The organism is Bacillus cereus group sp. N14 (assembly GCF_016483555.1).
GTDB lineage: Bacteria > Bacillota > Bacilli > Bacillales > Bacillaceae_G > Bacillus_A > Bacillus_A wiedmannii.
Window position 1 is genome coordinate 16,362 of sequence record NZ_JAEHBQ010000017.1, and the last position, 15,056, is coordinate 31,417.

Below are 15,056 nucleotides of genomic sequence, written 5' to 3' on the forward strand. Positions count from 1 at the left end.
TGAGTGTTTCTCTTGTAAAGATATTAAGCTTTAACCTTAGATACTCTTTTGAAACCAGTCTTTACTGCTTGTACCATTTCGTTCACAGCGTAAATAGATACATCGGCATTTGGATTTAATCCTTCAAACCAGTGATAGGCATTTGGATATAAATGAAATTCGACATCAACACCAGCTTGCGCTAGTTTGCTTACATAGGTTAATGTTTCACTGCGGAATGGATCTAATTGACCAACAAATGTGTAGGTATATGGCAAGTCGCTATAATCTTCAGCTCGAGAAGGCGCTGCATAGGCAGGGATTTGATCCGTTCCATACATTTCTCCTAAATACATTTTCCAGCCAGCTTCATTTGCCTTTTGATTCCAAACAAACCCCTCTTTAATTTCATTGGCCGAAGGTGTATTATTTCGCTCATCAATCATTGGATAGAGTGGCATTTGTAAACAAATCGAAGGATATTTTCGATCTCGGGCTAATAATGATAATGCTGCTGTTAGCCCACCTCCAGCGCTTACTCCTGCAACCCCAATTCGATTCGAATCAATGTTTAATGACTCTGCATTATCAGCAATCCATTTTAAAGCTGCATAACAATCCTCGATTGGTGCTGGATAAGGATGTTCAGGAGCTAAGCGATAGTCTACAGATACGACCACACAGCCAGCTTCTTTTGCAAACCTCATACAAGTATCATCGTTATCATCTATAGAACCTAAGATATAACCACCACCATGTATCCATAATAAGACAGGTAAAGATTCATGATTTGATTTTGGACGGTAAATTCTTAATGGTAACGGATTAGCATCTGGTCCAACAATGACTTTATCTGTTAACGAAAGGGAGTCATCAACAACGGTAGGTGGTCTCATTTGGGCTATTCCTTCTCTGATTGATTGCAAGTTTTCCGGGCGTAAATCGAGATCCGGAAACATCTCTAGCCCTTGTAATAATTCTGGATTTACTCTATTTTTCATTTTAGCACCTCTATTTGTAATTGTTTTCAAATAAATGAAGTGTATTCTAAGTAGTTTAATTGTGAAAGAACACCACAATTAAATTGTAAATTGAATATGTCATTACAGTCAACAGAATATTCAGAAATTAAAACCTTTCTCAAGAAGGAGTTTCACGCAACCAATAATACAAGTAGTGGATTTAGGAACAAAGTGTTTTCATGTCGTTGTACTTATGTACACTTAGTTTTCTAACTAAACCAAGTGATGATCTTTTTTATTTTAATGACATTTTAATGGAAAAAAGATTAGCGGAATTAAACAATTTGAAAGTAGGAGACAAAGTTAAAGTGCAATCAGGGGATACGAAGAAAACCCTTGAAGTTGAAATTATCGGTATTTACGAAACGAATGAGCAAGCAATAGCTCAACATACCCTAAATTAGTGATTTGTTTATATCCTTTTTGAACACCGCTATCTGTGCATGTTCCTGTGAACCACCATACACCGCTGTATAAGGGCTCTTACCAGTATAATAAGTATCAGGATTAAACGCCGCTTTAGATTCTTCAGTAAACATGAAAAATGACAAAACTGTAAGAATGCCCGAATGTTTGTAAGAAAGTTCGATGTTTTCCTTTTTCTTTTTTTATTATAGTGAAAAAGAAGAAAGCGATGTCATAAGAGGTTGATATTTTAGTTGAGTACAATAACTCAAATTATTCATGTAATGAAGGTATATGGCAAATAGTAAAACACCTTACTAAAAAGGAGGGATTTGAAAATGTCTTTTTCTCAATTCAATATTGATATTTTTCGAGCAATTAATGATTTAGGTAAACAATATTCTTTCCTAAACTCAGCCATGGTATTTTTGGCAGAATATATGGTATATATTTTGGGTTTAATTATTATAGCTTATTGGTTTACTGGGTCCAGAAAAAGTAGGATGCTGATTATTCAAGCGATGGTTGCTTTTGTAATTGCTGAGGTGATTGGAAAAATAGCAGGGGAATTTCATTTGAATTATCAACCGTTTGCAGTATTGCCTGATGTGAATAAACTTGTCGACCATACTGTAGATAATTCATTTCCTAGTGACCATACGATTCTCTTTTTTTCAATTTGTTTTTCGTTTTGGCTTATTCGTACAAAAACTGGATGGTTATGGCTTATACTTGCATTTTGTGTAGCGATTTCCCGTATTTGGGTAGGGGTTCATTATCCTTTTGATGTTGCAATAGGGGCTTTAATAGGATGTGTTTCAGCATTGTTTTCTTATTGGTTAGTACCGAAATTTTCTTTTATCAATCAATTGCTTACTCTATATGAAAGAGTAGAGAAACATGTTTTACCATCCAAAAACAATTCAAAGGAATTTTGAGTATAGAAGTATTAAAAAGACGTTATCCTTTCCTATAATTCTACAGAAAGGATAACGTCTTTTTTTGTTTTATGGATAGTGCAAAATATTAGGTTGATAGGCATGCGGTACTACCCATATAAGAGAACATTAACCATTAACAATCCCTATTTAGATATTTAAATAGGTTCTCTATATTTATTGTGTATAAATTATACAATAAATATTTTTTATATTATATACATTAAATTAAGCTTAACTTCTCTCTTTTCCTATAATTCCCTTAAATGAACAAACTTCTTAACAATATTCAAAACAAATTACGCTTTTGGATTGGTTTTTCGGTTTTCTTGACCAGGCCAATGAATAACTACATATAAACTCCTTATATCTCTAGATAAACTACCGATTAGCTCCATATAGACTCTAGATAACATATATAGAATACAAGTTATCAAGGAGGTAAGAGAAAATGAATTTTATGAAACGCGCAATTCTCAGTATGAAAAAAAGGATAGGAACATCATTAATTTTGATGGCAGTATTTCTGATTGTTACAAATTTGGTTCTTTCAGGATTCACAATCCAAAATGCATCAAAAAAAGCAGCGGATGCTGCAAGAAAAAAACTGGGCGCAGATGTTACTTTAGGTCTTGATTTCGACAAATTAGGTCAACAAGCTCGTGAAACTGGAGAGATGCCTAATCTGCCGAAGCTTAACACAAAAGAAGCAGATCAATTAGCGGATTCAAAATATGTAAATGACTATAATTACATAGGCAGCACTTTTGGAATTTCTGATGGACTTAAACTAGTAGGAGCTTCAGAAGGAGAAGAAGGAGGAAAAGGTAAAGCGGGAATGGCGGCTGTGCGAGGCGGTTCAAGTTCTGGTACAGAAATAGATATGAATGCTTCTTTTATGATTGAGGGGGTCCGCAAGACTGCATTACAAGAAAGCTTTAAAAACGGAAAAAGTAAAATCATTGATGGAAAACCAATTACAGAGCAAATGAAGGATCAGAATGTAGCTTTAATGGAAAAACGATTAGCGGAATTAAACAATTTGAAAGTAGGAGACAAAGTTAAAGTGCAATCAGGGGATAAGAAGGAAACCCTTGAGATTGAAATTATCGGTATTTACGAAACAAATGAGCAAGCAATGGGTCAACAGGCTCCTCCTATTATGGATCCAGCTAATAAACTATATATGCCGCATTCAACTATGAAAAAATTAGAAGTAGACCAAGGTATAAGTAGTGTTCAAGTCGTGTATTTCTTGAATAATCCACAATATATTGATGCATTTAAAAAAGAAGCAAAAAAATCTAATATTGATTTTAATTATTATAAATTAGATGCGCATGATTCATTGTACAAGCAAATGATTGGTCCTATCGAAAATATCTCTTCGACTTCTCAAATGATTATTTATATTGTTTCAATTGCAGGTGCGATTATATTGGGGTTAATCATTATGCTATCAATTAAAGGACGTCGTAAGGAAATGGGGATTCTGTTATCTATTGGAGAGAAAAAGTGGAAACTGATGGCACAGTTCGTAGTAGAAGTAGTATGTGTCGCTATTTTAGCATTTGGATTATCCATAACAACAGGAGCTAAGGTCTCTCAATATATCGGGGATCATTTACTTTCGAGTGAAATTGCTACAGCAAACGAAGAAACGGACACTACGCGAAATAGTACTGTAATGATGTCTGGATCTGGTAGTACGCTACAAAATCAAAAAGAAGATCCAATTGATAAAATTGATGTAAGTGTAACAGGAGAAGATGTAGGGAAAATGGGGGGGATTGGACTAGCTATTGCTATAATAGCAACGCTTCTTCCAGCATTATCTATTCTACGTTTAAATCCAAAACAAATTCTTTTAAAAGATGAATAAGGAGGCTTAATATGGAAACGATTTTACAATTTAAAAATTTGGATTATTATTATGAAAGTAATGGGAAAAATGTAGCAATACTAGACAATGTCAACTTTTCTTTTCAAAAAGGGCATTTCTACACAATTTTAGGACCATCTGGATCTGGTAAAACTACAACTCTAAGCTTAGGTTGTGGACTGGATGTCCCTAAAAATGGTTATGTACTGTATAATGGTAAAGATATTCGGAAGATTGGTTTAGATCGATACCGTAATCAAAACGTATCTGTAATTTTCCAATCTTATAATTTGATTACTTATATGACGGCTCTTCAAAATGTCCTAACAGCGATGGAAATTACAGGTGTCAAAGTGAAAAATAAGACGGTAAGGGCATTAGAATTATTAGAGAAAGTAGGACTCACAGAAGTAGAAGCGAAACGAAACGTCTTGCAACTAAGTGGTGGGCAACAACAACGTGTAGCAATTGCTCGAGCGTTATCTTGTAATGTGGATTTACTGATTGCAGATGAGCCGACAGGAAACCTCGACGAAGAAACGGCAATGGATATTATAGAACTGTTTCAAGAACTTGCACATAAAGAAAATAAATGCATTATCGTTGTGACGCACTCACAGGAGGTTGCTAAAAAATCAGATCGTGCAGTGTATTTAAGTAAGAAGAAGTTGGTCGTAAATGAAATCTAATATAAACATCGTAGCTGTTAAATTCACATAATTTTCAAAATCAATCCCTTTCAAAAGCTTATATTTGATTTATAATAAAATCAAGCCATAATCAAAATGGTCTCCCTGTATTGAATGTTAAAATAGTTTGTTGTTCCCGTTTTAATAATATTTGAAAAAGAACTTGTAGGATATTCTATAAGTTCTTTTTATTATAATTGGTTACCTATATCATGGGATAATCACACAGTTAAACGGGACAGTACCTAGATATATAATCTAAATGCTGTCCCGTTTAACTGTGTATCTGTATAGTTATTGCAGAATTAAACCTACAATCATAATTAAACTAAATACTATTATCCAACCAAACGCACAATAGCCAAAAATTCTAATCCATTTAGGTAATTGATTCATGTTAATTTTATTTGAGGGAACTCCCTGCATAAAAAACATCATTTTTTGATCTCTATCTCTATTATTTTGTTGTTCATACATAATATCATCACCTTTCCAGAACTATTGTGTTTATAGTATATCAGCCTGAAGAAAATTATGTACAGAATAAAAGAGGATAACTTAATATTATGTGGTGAATTTTATAAATACTGAAAAAGAGCCCTACATAAATAAGACTATGTTTCTTCAAGTATTAACTTGCTGGATATGCATTAGAACCAAGATAGCGTTCTTTTATAATTTGAAGATGATGAAGCTCATGACCAGCAATGATGTATGCTAATGCACGAACTGTAACTTCAGAATTATTCGCATTTCCTCTTTGTGACCAAGCTTCTTTATCTAAGCTTCTAAGTAAATACACGGTAGATTGGCGAACAACTATTAAATTCTCAAGAAGATCTTGCATAGATTGCTTATCAAAAGCAGCTCTAAGAACATACATATCATCATTATAGCCTGGAAGTTCTGCTGTTTCGCCTCGAGCGATAGATAGCAATCGATACGCCATAATACGTTCTGTATCTGCTATATGACCGATTACTTCTTTTATACTCCATTTAGTAGGAGCATACCGGAAAAGTCCCTCACTATCAGAAATTCTCTTTAATAAAAGATTCGTTTCCTTCATTTGTTGTTCTAGAATATGTATGATATTTCCGTCTGATACCAATTTGGTATACGTTGCATAATAGGAATTATATTCACTTACCTTTGGTCTTATTTGCATACGAATCATCCTTTATGTTTTATGTTTAATCTTTACATATAGCTTATCATAAAAGAGTTCCAAATTAATCTGAAAAATGGAGGCAAATATGCATTTTTCATCTTCCTTTTCAGTTGCATAGATGAAATGCATCTCAAATAAGAGAATCTAATTTGTTGCTAAGCGGAATTTCGTTTTTTTGCTGTTATAGTAGAAGGTGAATATTTAAGTTGGATACAGTTTGTCACTACTTATGACAATCGCAATTTAAGAAGTAGCATATATCATTAAATGAAAAGCCTGTTAATAAGTTTATACTTACTACAAAAACAAACAAACTCGTCCTACTAAAAGGGGAGTTTGTTTGTTTTTGGTTCAGATAAAGGAATGTTCATGCAAAATTGCACACTATGTTCCCTATTTTGTATAGAATACTTTATATCTAGTGTTTCAAGAATTTGTTTAACAATATATAGACCTAAACCACTTCCTCCGGTATTTCGATTCCTAGATTTTTCAATTCGATAAAATGGTTTGAAAATTTGTTGTATATCTTCATCTTTAATATTGATACCTGTATTTATAATTTGCATTTTAATTTGACCTTGTTTAGAATCCTTACTTAACTTTATATAGACTTTTTCATTATGTGGTGAATACATAACTGCATTATGGATAATATTTTTACATGCTTTTTCAAAAAGAACACGATCTGTATAAACAGAAAGGTCAGAGTCAATTTCTTTTATTATTTGGATGCTTTTTTGAGAAGCGAAAAATTCAAGATCTTTTGTGATTGTACCAATTAACTTTGAAAGATTAACTTCTTCTATTTTTAGTTTAAAAGTGTGTTGTTCTAACTTTGACATACTTAAAATTTCACGAACTAGTTGTTCCATACTTTCAATAATTTGATGATTTTTCTTTAAATATTGATCACGATTTTGATAAGGGCCAATATTGTATATCATCCCTTCTAAGTATCCTTTCATTACAGTAAGAGGGGACTTTAATTCATGTGCTACAATCGCAAAAAACTCTCTGCGTTTTGTTTCTATTTCTCTTTCTTTTTCAATATCATTTTTTAATTGTTCATTTGCTTTTTTTAAATCAAACATAGCTTGTTGTAAGTTAATAGACATGTCATTCAAACTATTAGATAATTCTCCTAACTCATCTGTAGAACGAACCTCAATTTTTTCGGAGAAATCTAAATTTGCCATCTTTTGTGCACCCTCATTAATATAAATAAGTGGCTTTGTAATAAACCTGGAATAGAAATAAGCACTCCCTATACCAATTACGATCACAATGATACTAATATAGGGGAGAAAGCGCACTAATACTTGCGAAGCTTCATCAATCGGTTGAAATGTTGCGAACACTACAAGCGTTAAACTACCATCTTGGAATTGAATTGGTTCCGTAACATTATATGAATTGCTAATGGTACCTGCATTCTCAAATCGTGCTGCTTTAGTAACTACTGTTGTTTGTGTACCACGTTGAATAAAAGAAAATGAAGGCGAGTAAATAATTATTCCTTCTTTATTTTGAAGCGAAAGCATCGCGTTATTTTTTTTTGCGTATTCATCAAAAAGTGGTATCGCATCTTGAAACGTAAGATCTTTTGACTTATCAATTATTTCTTTTATCCCTGTTTGAAGTTGATCTGTTTTGTATTGCTCATAAAACGTAGGGAGAAAGAAATATAAAGTTAAATAAATCAATACTGCAAAGGATAACAAGATGAGAGATGTAGTCATAAAGAGTTTATAAGTAATTTGCTTCATCTTCATGATTTTTAAAATTTTATTCATCCACTTTATAACCAATACCCTTTATTGTTTTAATGTAGGGAATAGCTAGTTTTTTACGTAGGTTTTTAATATGTGTATCAATTATTCGTGTTTCTCCAAAATAATCGTATCCCCAAACTTTTTCTACGATATTTTCTCTTGTAAGTACTTTTCTCTCATTTTGAAATAGTAGTTGTAGAATTTCGAACTCTTTGGTCGTTAACAAAATTTCAACATCATCTACATATACTCGATATGCATCAACATCAATGCGCACTTCTTTAAATACCAAATGATTATTTACATTTTTATCATAACTTCTTCTAAGTACAGCTTCGACTCGTCTAATTAAAACATGAAACGAAAAGGGTTTTGTTATATAATCATCAATCCCAAGATCGAACCCTTTCATTTGATCTTCCTCTTCTTCTAACGCAGTTAGCATAATAATTGGTATGTTTGACTGACTTCGAATCATTTTAGCAACTTCAAATCCATTAAGATTGGGCATCATTACATCTAGAAGAACTAAATCAAAGGATTGCTTATTAAATTGTGTCATACCCTCTAGTCCATCTGAAGCAACTACCACTGTATACTGTTGTGTCATTAAAAATTGTTTAATTAATTCCTGAATTTCTTGATCGTCCTCAACCACGAGGATATGATAGTTTTTCATAATATCACCTCTGGTAGTCATTATAGCCGTACTATCTGTAGTTTATGTGGAGATACAGTAGGAAACTTCATAGGACGTTTAACGTATTAACTCCATTTTCAAGATCCTGTATTCTCCATAAAAAAGTATTATTACCCATATTCCTTTTTTATGGAGAAATATTTGTGTGCTTGAAAAAACTTATCATATAAAAAGCTGAACGATTAATATTTACAAAAAACTAATGTATAATAATGTAAATTGTATGTAGTTTTTTAACTGTTTGAAAATATACTTTTGATACTTTACTAGAAGGGGAAAGGGAGATGAATTTAAATATAAAAGAAGCCAGCGAAATTCTAGAGCGTACGCCACAAACTTTGTAGTTTTTTTGCTAATTTAGTAAAGGCCTAAGGTGCGAACAAGGGATTATTTAAATCATGTGAGAAAGGTTGTGAAATTATTTGAGGAGTTATAAAGCTATGCTGTTTGATTTAGATGATACGTTACTTGATAGGGATAAGGCAGTAGATAACTTGTTTTTATTAGTTTTAGAAAAGTGTTATGAGGATGTTAGTGATACAGTCAAAAACAATATGTTACAGAAATTCAAAGAATACGATAAAAGGGAATACGGCATTAGTAATAAAACGATAGTTTTAGAATCATTATTTGATGAATTCGCGCCAATATATAGATTACCACACAATTATATCCAAGATTTTTGGAATGAAAATTTCCCTACATGTTTTTCAATAGACCAAAATACTATTCATTTCTTAAATCATATAAAGAGTCACTTTAAAATTGGAATTATAACAAACGGCTCAACGCATAGACAAAAAGCTAAAATAATTAACACGAATTTAAACAATTACTTTGATACGATTATTATTTCTGAAGAAGTGGGACTTAGTAAACCTGATAAACGTATATTCGAACTAGCATTAAATAAGCTTAATGTGCAACCAGAAGATGTATTATTTATTGGAGATGACTTAGAAAAGGATATTGCTGGTCCTCAAAATGCAAATATAAATGGTGTGTGGTTTAACCCTCAGAAAATCAAGAATACTACCCAAATACAACCATATGCCGAGATTAACACTTTGGATAGTTTGTTAAGTTATGTTAATCCACAATATTTTTATAACAAGTAAAAGCAATTTCATATATATATTCAAAAATATAAAAAGAGAAACTATCATTAATTTCATTGACCGTATTAGTAATAAAAAATAGATATTTACAATAAAAAATAGTGGCGATTTTAATAGTTGCGGCTAATTTAATCTATGGTTAATACGAAGTTTTTTAAAATAATTTTACTCATACTGTGTAAATTATAAAGGGGTGGGACTATGGAAATAAAGAAAGTAGTAATCGATGGAATCAATATTGCGGTCATTAGAAACGATAAGGTATTAATATCGGATGTTCAGTCTGCATTAGATACTATGGCAACAGTTCAATATGAGGTAGATGCGAAACATATTATTATCCATAAATCTTTAATAAGTGAAGATTTCTTTGATCTAAAAACACGCCTTGCTGGTGATATCCTTCAAAAGTTTATAAATTACAGAGTAAAGATTGCTATCATTGGAGATTTCTCTATGTATACGAGTAAAAGCTTAAAGGATTTTATTTATGAATGTAATAAAGGAAAAGACATTTTTTACTTAGCAACTGAACAACAAGCAATTGAAAAACTAAGTACATTAGAATAATAACAATACCTCAGTAAAATCTTCCTCTTTTTCATGTCGTTTATTATTTACAACATATAAGAACTGATGTTTGTGATAAACTAAGAGATGACTAAAGGGGGAGTTTTCTTGAACAAATTTAATGATGTAATCCGAAAATTAAACAATATAATTTACAAACCTAACAAATTAATAATCACGAATCTAAAAGAAGAAAAGCAAAACGCCGAATATGCAGGATGTTTATTCCACTTAAATCATAAAAGCATTCGTTTTAGAATATCAAAAATTACACCTAATAAAATTGGGCAATTTGTTTCTTTTTGGGAAAAAGATGCCAATTTAAAAAATCAAGCGTTCTCTTATGACGCTGCTCCTGACTTATTAGTTATCACTTGTATAGAGGATAATAAACTAGGACAATTTATTTTCCCTAAAGAAATTCTACTTAAAGAAAAAATATTGAAAACGCAAAGTCAAAAAGGAAAGATGGCTATGAGAATTTATCCGATTTGGGATAGCCCTGCTAGTAATCAAGCTAAAAAGAGCCAAATGTGGCAACTTCAATATTTTGTTGATTTAAGTGATCATAATAATTTACCTATAGATAAACTATTACATTTGTATTTGTAGCTTCTTTTCTTAAGTAATGTTGTGAATTAGACTTTTTGTACCGGTACAGTTAAACGAAATGTACATTGTTACAGTACCCCATCAAATTTACAATCAGCATATACTATTTTAACTTATACATGTTAAGGGGTGCTGATTATGACAAGTCTACAAGAAAAGATGTTTGCAAGATTGAATCTCGCAAACCGTACTGAAGTGAAGTTTCAAGAATTAAATACAATTCTCTTTGCATTTGCACACACTATACCATTTGAGAATTTAGATGTTATAACACATAACGCGAATACAATTACTATGGAAAATTTACAGAATAAAATTTTAACTACATCCCGCGGCGGACTTTGTTATGAATTAAATACTCTTTTTTACTACTTTTTAAAAGATTGTGGTTATAATGTACAACTTGCACTTGGAACCGTATATAAAAATGAAATCAATGCATGGGCACTTGAGGATGGACATATAACGATTATTTTAAAGTATGCTAACGAACGATACTTAATTGATGTAGGTATTGCTTCCTTAGTACCTTTAATCCCTGTACCTTTTACTGAAGAGCCTGTTTCCTCTAAAAATGGTTCGTATCGAGTGAGAAAACGAGACACAAGTAAAGGAAATTACGTTCTAGAAAGAAAAGATACGAACGGAGAGTGGAAAGTTTGTCATGCCTTTTATAATCGTATCATTGATGAGACAGTAGTGAACGATGTTCAAAAAAGAGTAATAGAAGATGAGAAATCTATTTTTAATAAGGGACCAATTGCAGTGAAATTAACGGACTATGGCCATGTCTCTTTAACGAATACGAGTTTAACCGAAATAATTCATGGAGAAAAAACGAAACGGGTAATTACTGAAGATCAATATAGAGAGCTATTAAATACTTTATTTGCTATTGAGTTGAGATGAAACGAATAGCTAGCCGGTTCTTACGCAGAATCGGCTATTTTATTAACTTTAATTTAAAATAACTATTAAAGTTTAATTTTATTAATAGATATAATAAACTAGAACAGTATGTACAATGAATTTTGAATGTAAAGGAAGATTTTTATGTCAATTATTGATAAATTGAAACTTAATAAGTATACAAATATGGTCGTAATGAATGAACCTAGTGATTATGACATTTTTACAGAGAAAGAAACTGCATTTTCAAAAGAACACGATGCCATTTTTGTTTTTGTAGAAACACTTGATGAAATGGTGAAACAAACGAATTATATTATTAGTAATGAAGAATTACTAATTGAAAAAGGCTACATATTCTTCGCATATCCGAAAAAAGGGAATTCTCGTTACAGTACGTTTATTCACCGTGATGAAATGTTTCCTGCATTAAACGTTGGAGAAGATGGATATGTGGGAAAAAGCGATATTAAATTTGCGCGAATGGTAAGTATGGATGACGTTTTTACTGTTGTAGGTTTAAAGCGTGAGAAGAAAAAAGCGACGAAAACGCCTGCCATGAGTCAATGTGTAGCTGATTATGCAGATCGAATTCAAGATGTTGAAGTTTTATTAGCTAATCATCCAAATGAACTTAAGTTTTATCAAAGTTTAACACCTGGATACCAAAAAGATTGGGCACGTAATCTGTTTTCTGTAAAACAAGAAAAAACACGTGAAAAACGTCTTGAAAAAATGATTGAAATTCTTTCACAAGGCTATAAAACAATTGAATTATTTCGTAAAAAGAAAAAGTAAGACTAGGCAATTCACAATGATGCAACAATTAATTGCGTTTGGCATATTGAAAAAAGGATTCCTTTCAGTATACTAAAGTATGTTCTTATATTTAAATAATTAGCAAAAGAAAAAAGGTGTTTGAAATGAAATCGTATATTGTAGTTGGAGCTGGCATTTTAGGAGCGTCTACTGCCTATCATCTTGCTAAGGCTGGTGCGAACGTTACTATCGTTGATCGCGAACAATTAGGTCAAGCAACTGATGCAGCAGCCGGTATTGTATGTCCATGGCTTTCGCAGCGTCGTAATAAAGCGTGGTATAAAATCGCTAAAGGCGGTGCACGTTACTATTTTTCTTTAATTCAGCAATTAGAAGAAGACGGTGAAACGGATACAGGATACAAACGTGTAGGTGCAATTAGTTTACATACTGACGAGAAAAAGTTAGATAAAATGGAAGAGCGCGCTTATAAACGACGTGAAGATGCACCAGAGATTGGTGAAATCACTCGCTTATCAGCTGAAGAAACGAAAAAATTATTCCCAGCATTATCAGAAGAATATAGTTCTGTTCATATTAGTGGCGCTGCACGAGTAAATGGAAGATCATTACGTAACGCATTAATAAATGCTGCAAAAAAACATGGTGCAACTTTTATAAAAGGAGATGCAGTATTAGTCCGTAAAGGTAATCATATTACTGGAGTTAAAGTACATGACGAAACAATTGTAGCAGAAAAGGTAATTGTAACCGTAGGCGCATGGGCGAATGAAATATTGAATCCATTAGGTATCAATTTCTTAGTTACATTCCAAAAAGGACAAATTGTTCACCTGCAAACGGAAAATACAGCAACAGAAAATATGCCAGTTGTTATGCCGCCAAACGATCAATACATTTTAACGTTTGACAATGGTCATGTCGTAATTGGTGCTACCCATGAAAACGAAACGGGCTTCGATCATCGTGTAACGGCAGGTGGTTTACATGAAGTATTCCATAAAGCATTAACAGTTGCACCTGGTTTAGAAGATGGTACTATGCTTGAAACGAGAGTTGGATTTAGACCATTCACTCCAGGATTCTTACCTGTTATTGGCCCGCTTCCTAACTTTGAAGGCATTCTCGTTGCGAACGGATTAGGTGCTTCAGGTTTAACTGCAGGTCCATATTTAGGATCAGAACTTGCTAAATTAGCGCTGGGACAATCAATTGAATTAGATTTAAATGATTATGATGTTGCTGGCGCAATTGAATAATATGGGGTACTGCTAACATTTAGAAAAAAACACGCTAAGCGAATTCGACAGGAAATAAGCGGTTTTTCCCTCCGTTAAGAGTAAGTCTGTATATGAAAAATAAAATTCTTTAAAAATAGAGGGCTGACACCATAAACCTGCATTATTAATGTAGAATTGTAATGTTTGCTCTTTATTTATATTTATTTAAAGCTTATTTTTGAGAGGAGGTTAAGCAATGAGAGCACCATATCAAGTATTAATATTTCCTTATATAAAAACTGACGATTCTATTCAATATGCCATTTTCAACCGAAGTGATTATGGTTATTGGCAAGGAATAGCTGGTGGTGGAGAAGACGGTGAGATTCCTATTGAATCAGCAAAACGGGAAGCGTTTGAAGAAGCTGGTATTACAAGAGAATGCCCATATATAAAATTAGATTCTGTGTCTTCACTACCAGTAGAGGATGTAGTTGGAGGATTCCTTTGGGGAGAAGATGTTTATGTAATAAAAGAATTTTCTTTCGGAGTTAAAGTCCCTACAAAAAACATCTCATTATCTAAAGAACACTTCAATTATAAGTGGTTATGCTTTGAGGAAGCAGTAACGCTTTTGAAATGGGATAGCAACAAAACAGCATTATGGGAATTAAACAAAAGACTATTAAAATAATTAAAATGTTAGCTAATAACGATATTAGTGGAACAAGAATTAAACAATTTAAAAAAAGCCTTGCTACATATGGAGTGTAGCAAGGCTTTTATTTTTCGTAGCAATATTTATAGACATATGTAACACATCCCTTCTTGTTTTCACATAAACATTTTTTCTTTTATACAATAAAAGAAATTTAACAAGAATATATATACAGCATTACAAATCAATATTTTCCTGTTAAACCACCTGTTTTAAATAGAAATACGACTGATAAAACGATAACAACAGCCTTCAAACTCCCCCAATATGGATAAACAGTATGATCTGTTAAACTAGCATATTGAAAGATATTCTCTAAACCGAAAATCCCAATAACGACTGCTAAGAGAAATGCAGCTGATCCATATGTTCCATTATGATAGAGGGTAAATAAGTATATTGCACATATAAGTGGTACGATGATTTGTAGTAAGATTGCCATAGAATGTCCCCCTAATTTATATTTTATACTTATATCATATCAAAAAATGTAATAAAAAGGAATGTAAGTTAATTGATGTTAAGTAGAAACCAGACTTGTATGAACAGGGATATCACACTTTTACGT

The 15,056-nt window shown here is 32.3% G+C and carries 16 protein-coding genes and 1 pseudogene; 11 read left to right on the plus strand and 6 right to left on the minus strand.

The window, feature by feature from the left end; translation table 11 throughout:
• Positions 1-23: 23 nt before the first annotated feature.
• Positions 24-980 carry an alpha/beta hydrolase gene (locus JDS82_RS20995; RefSeq protein WP_048560888.1) on the minus strand — a complete coding sequence of 319 codons (957 nt, stop codon included), beginning with the start codon at positions 978-980 and terminating at the stop codon, positions 24-26.
• A 263-nt stretch (positions 981-1,243) separates the two neighbouring features.
• Between JDS82_RS20995 and JDS82_RS21000 the strand changes: the two are divergent.
• The 4 genes and pseudogenes from JDS82_RS21000 to JDS82_RS21015 all read left to right on the plus strand — a co-directional run.
• Positions 1,244-1,390: pseudogene (locus JDS82_RS21000) on the plus strand (ABC transporter permease); the annotation flags it as partial.
• Positions 1,391-1,744: 354 nt separating this feature from the next.
• The gene (locus JDS82_RS21005) at positions 1,745-2,344 is read left to right on the plus strand and encodes an undecaprenyl-diphosphatase (RefSeq protein WP_088058692.1); all 600 of its coding nucleotides are present in this window, start codon (positions 1,745-1,747) and stop codon (positions 2,342-2,344) included.
• Positions 2,345-2,795: 451 nt separating this feature from the next.
• Complete coding sequence (locus JDS82_RS21010; protein WP_199713872.1) at positions 2,796-4,226, plus strand: ABC transporter permease; 1,431 nt, start codon at positions 2,796-2,798, stop codon at positions 4,224-4,226.
• 11 nt (positions 4,227-4,237) lie between these two features.
• Positions 4,238-4,915: an ABC transporter ATP-binding protein gene (locus JDS82_RS21015; protein WP_087980600.1), complete on the plus strand. Its 678-nt coding sequence runs from the start codon at positions 4,238-4,240 to the stop codon at positions 4,913-4,915.
• Between the two features lie 294 nt (positions 4,916-5,209).
• Here the strand turns inward: JDS82_RS21015 and JDS82_RS21020 are convergent, their stop codons facing one another.
• From JDS82_RS21020 to JDS82_RS21035, 4 genes are all read right to left on the minus strand, one after another.
• Positions 5,210-5,392 (minus strand): hypothetical protein, encoded by a 183-nt coding sequence (locus tag JDS82_RS21020; protein WP_048560893.1) that lies wholly within the window; start codon positions 5,390-5,392, stop codon positions 5,210-5,212.
• A gap of 154 nt (positions 5,393-5,546) precedes the next feature.
• Complete coding sequence (locus JDS82_RS21025; RefSeq protein WP_088122288.1) at positions 5,547-6,083, minus strand: DinB family protein; 537 nt, start codon at positions 6,081-6,083, stop codon at positions 5,547-5,549.
• A 326-nt stretch (positions 6,084-6,409) separates the two neighbouring features.
• Positions 6,410-7,882: a sensor histidine kinase gene (locus JDS82_RS21030; RefSeq protein ID WP_098058284.1), complete on the minus strand. Its 1,473-nt coding sequence runs from the start codon at positions 7,880-7,882 to the stop codon at positions 6,410-6,412.
• A complete protein-coding gene (locus tag JDS82_RS21035; RefSeq protein WP_000800742.1) occupies positions 7,875-8,540 on the minus strand; it encodes a response regulator transcription factor in 666 nt (221 codons plus the stop codon). The genes JDS82_RS21030 and JDS82_RS21035 overlap by 8 nt, the downstream gene beginning before the upstream one ends.
• Before the next feature lie 461 nt (positions 8,541-9,001).
• Here JDS82_RS21035 and JDS82_RS21040 point away from each other — a divergent pair, with 461 nt between their 5' ends.
• The 7 genes from JDS82_RS21040 (at position 9,002) to JDS82_RS21070 (ending at position 14,464) form a co-directional block, all read left to right on the plus strand.
• Entirely contained in the window at positions 9,002-9,679 is a 678-nt protein-coding gene (locus tag JDS82_RS21040; protein ID WP_000895700.1) for an HAD family hydrolase, read from the plus strand.
• A 201-nt stretch (positions 9,680-9,880) separates the two neighbouring features.
• On the plus strand, positions 9,881-10,249 hold the full coding sequence (locus JDS82_RS21045; RefSeq protein WP_046959590.1) for a DUF4180 domain-containing protein: 369 nt from the start codon (positions 9,881-9,883) through the stop codon (positions 10,247-10,249).
• Between the two features lie 108 nt (positions 10,250-10,357).
• Positions 10,358-10,861 carry a MepB family protein gene (locus JDS82_RS21050; RefSeq protein ID WP_199713873.1) on the plus strand — a complete coding sequence of 168 codons (504 nt, stop codon included), beginning with the start codon at positions 10,358-10,360 and terminating at the stop codon, positions 10,859-10,861.
• Between the two features lie 138 nt (positions 10,862-10,999).
• Positions 11,000-11,770 carry an arylamine N-acetyltransferase family protein gene (locus JDS82_RS21055; protein WP_199713874.1) on the plus strand — a complete coding sequence of 257 codons (771 nt, stop codon included), beginning with the start codon at positions 11,000-11,002 and terminating at the stop codon, positions 11,768-11,770.
• 144 nt (positions 11,771-11,914) lie between these two features.
• Positions 11,915-12,568, plus strand: a complete 654-nt coding sequence (locus JDS82_RS21060) for a YdeI/OmpD-associated family protein (protein ID WP_199713875.1) — start codon at positions 11,915-11,917, stop codon at positions 12,566-12,568.
• Positions 12,569-12,693: 125 nt separating this feature from the next.
• Positions 12,694-13,809: an NAD(P)/FAD-dependent oxidoreductase gene (locus tag JDS82_RS21065; RefSeq protein ID WP_199713876.1), complete on the plus strand. Its 1,116-nt coding sequence runs from the start codon at positions 12,694-12,696 to the stop codon at positions 13,807-13,809.
• 217 nt (positions 13,810-14,026) lie between these two features.
• Positions 14,027-14,464, plus strand: a complete 438-nt coding sequence (locus JDS82_RS21070; RefSeq protein ID WP_001202599.1) for an NUDIX hydrolase — start codon at positions 14,027-14,029, stop codon at positions 14,462-14,464.
• Positions 14,465-14,672: 208 nt separating this feature from the next.
• Here JDS82_RS21070 and JDS82_RS21075 read toward each other — a convergent pair whose 3' ends face one another.
• A complete protein-coding gene (locus tag JDS82_RS21075) occupies positions 14,673-14,930 on the minus strand; it encodes a hypothetical protein (RefSeq protein ID WP_199713877.1) in 258 nt (85 codons plus the stop codon).
• Positions 14,931-15,056 lie beyond the last annotated feature (126 nt).

What these genes read in the sequence shown, in the direction of transcription:
- JDS82_RS21015 (WP_087980600.1), top strand. Translation starts at nt 4,238, where the DNA reads ATGGAAACGATTTTACAATTTAAAAATTTGGATTATTATTATGAAAGT.
- JDS82_RS21070 (WP_001202599.1), top strand. Translation starts at nt 14,027, where the DNA reads ATGAGAGCACCATATCAAGTATTAATATTTCCTTATATAAAAACTGAC.
- JDS82_RS21065 (WP_199713876.1), top strand. Translation starts at nt 12,694, where the DNA reads ATGAAATCGTATATTGTAGTTGGAGCTGGCATTTTAGGAGCGTCTACT.
- JDS82_RS21020 (WP_048560893.1), bottom strand. Translation starts at nt 5,392, where the DNA reads ATGTATGAACAACAAAATAATAGAGATAGAGATCAAAAAATGATGTTT.
- JDS82_RS21035 (WP_000800742.1), bottom strand. Translation starts at nt 8,540, where the DNA reads ATGAAAAACTATCATATCCTCGTGGTTGAGGACGATCAAGAAATTCAG.
- JDS82_RS21005 (WP_088058692.1), top strand. Translation starts at nt 1,745, where the DNA reads ATGTCTTTTTCTCAATTCAATATTGATATTTTTCGAGCAATTAATGAT.
- JDS82_RS21010 (WP_199713872.1), top strand. Translation starts at nt 2,796, where the DNA reads ATGAATTTTATGAAACGCGCAATTCTCAGTATGAAAAAAAGGATAGGA.
- JDS82_RS21025 (WP_088122288.1), bottom strand. Translation starts at nt 6,083, where the DNA reads ATGCAAATAAGACCAAAGGTAAGTGAATATAATTCCTATTATGCAACG.
- JDS82_RS20995 (WP_048560888.1), bottom strand. Translation starts at nt 980, where the DNA reads ATGAAAAATAGAGTAAATCCAGAATTATTACAAGGGCTAGAGATGTTT.
- JDS82_RS21040 (WP_000895700.1), top strand. Translation starts at nt 9,002, where the DNA reads ATGCTGTTTGATTTAGATGATACGTTACTTGATAGGGATAAGGCAGTA.
- JDS82_RS21045 (WP_046959590.1), top strand. Translation starts at nt 9,881, where the DNA reads ATGGAAATAAAGAAAGTAGTAATCGATGGAATCAATATTGCGGTCATT.
- JDS82_RS21030 (WP_098058284.1), bottom strand. Translation starts at nt 7,882, where the DNA reads ATGAATAAAATTTTAAAAATCATGAAGATGAAGCAAATTACTTATAAA.
- JDS82_RS21060 (WP_199713875.1), top strand. Translation starts at nt 11,915, where the DNA reads ATGTCAATTATTGATAAATTGAAACTTAATAAGTATACAAATATGGTC.
- JDS82_RS21075 (WP_199713877.1), bottom strand. Translation starts at nt 14,930, where the DNA reads ATGGCAATCTTACTACAAATCATCGTACCACTTATATGTGCAATATAC.
- JDS82_RS21055 (WP_199713874.1), top strand. Translation starts at nt 11,000, where the DNA reads ATGACAAGTCTACAAGAAAAGATGTTTGCAAGATTGAATCTCGCAAAC.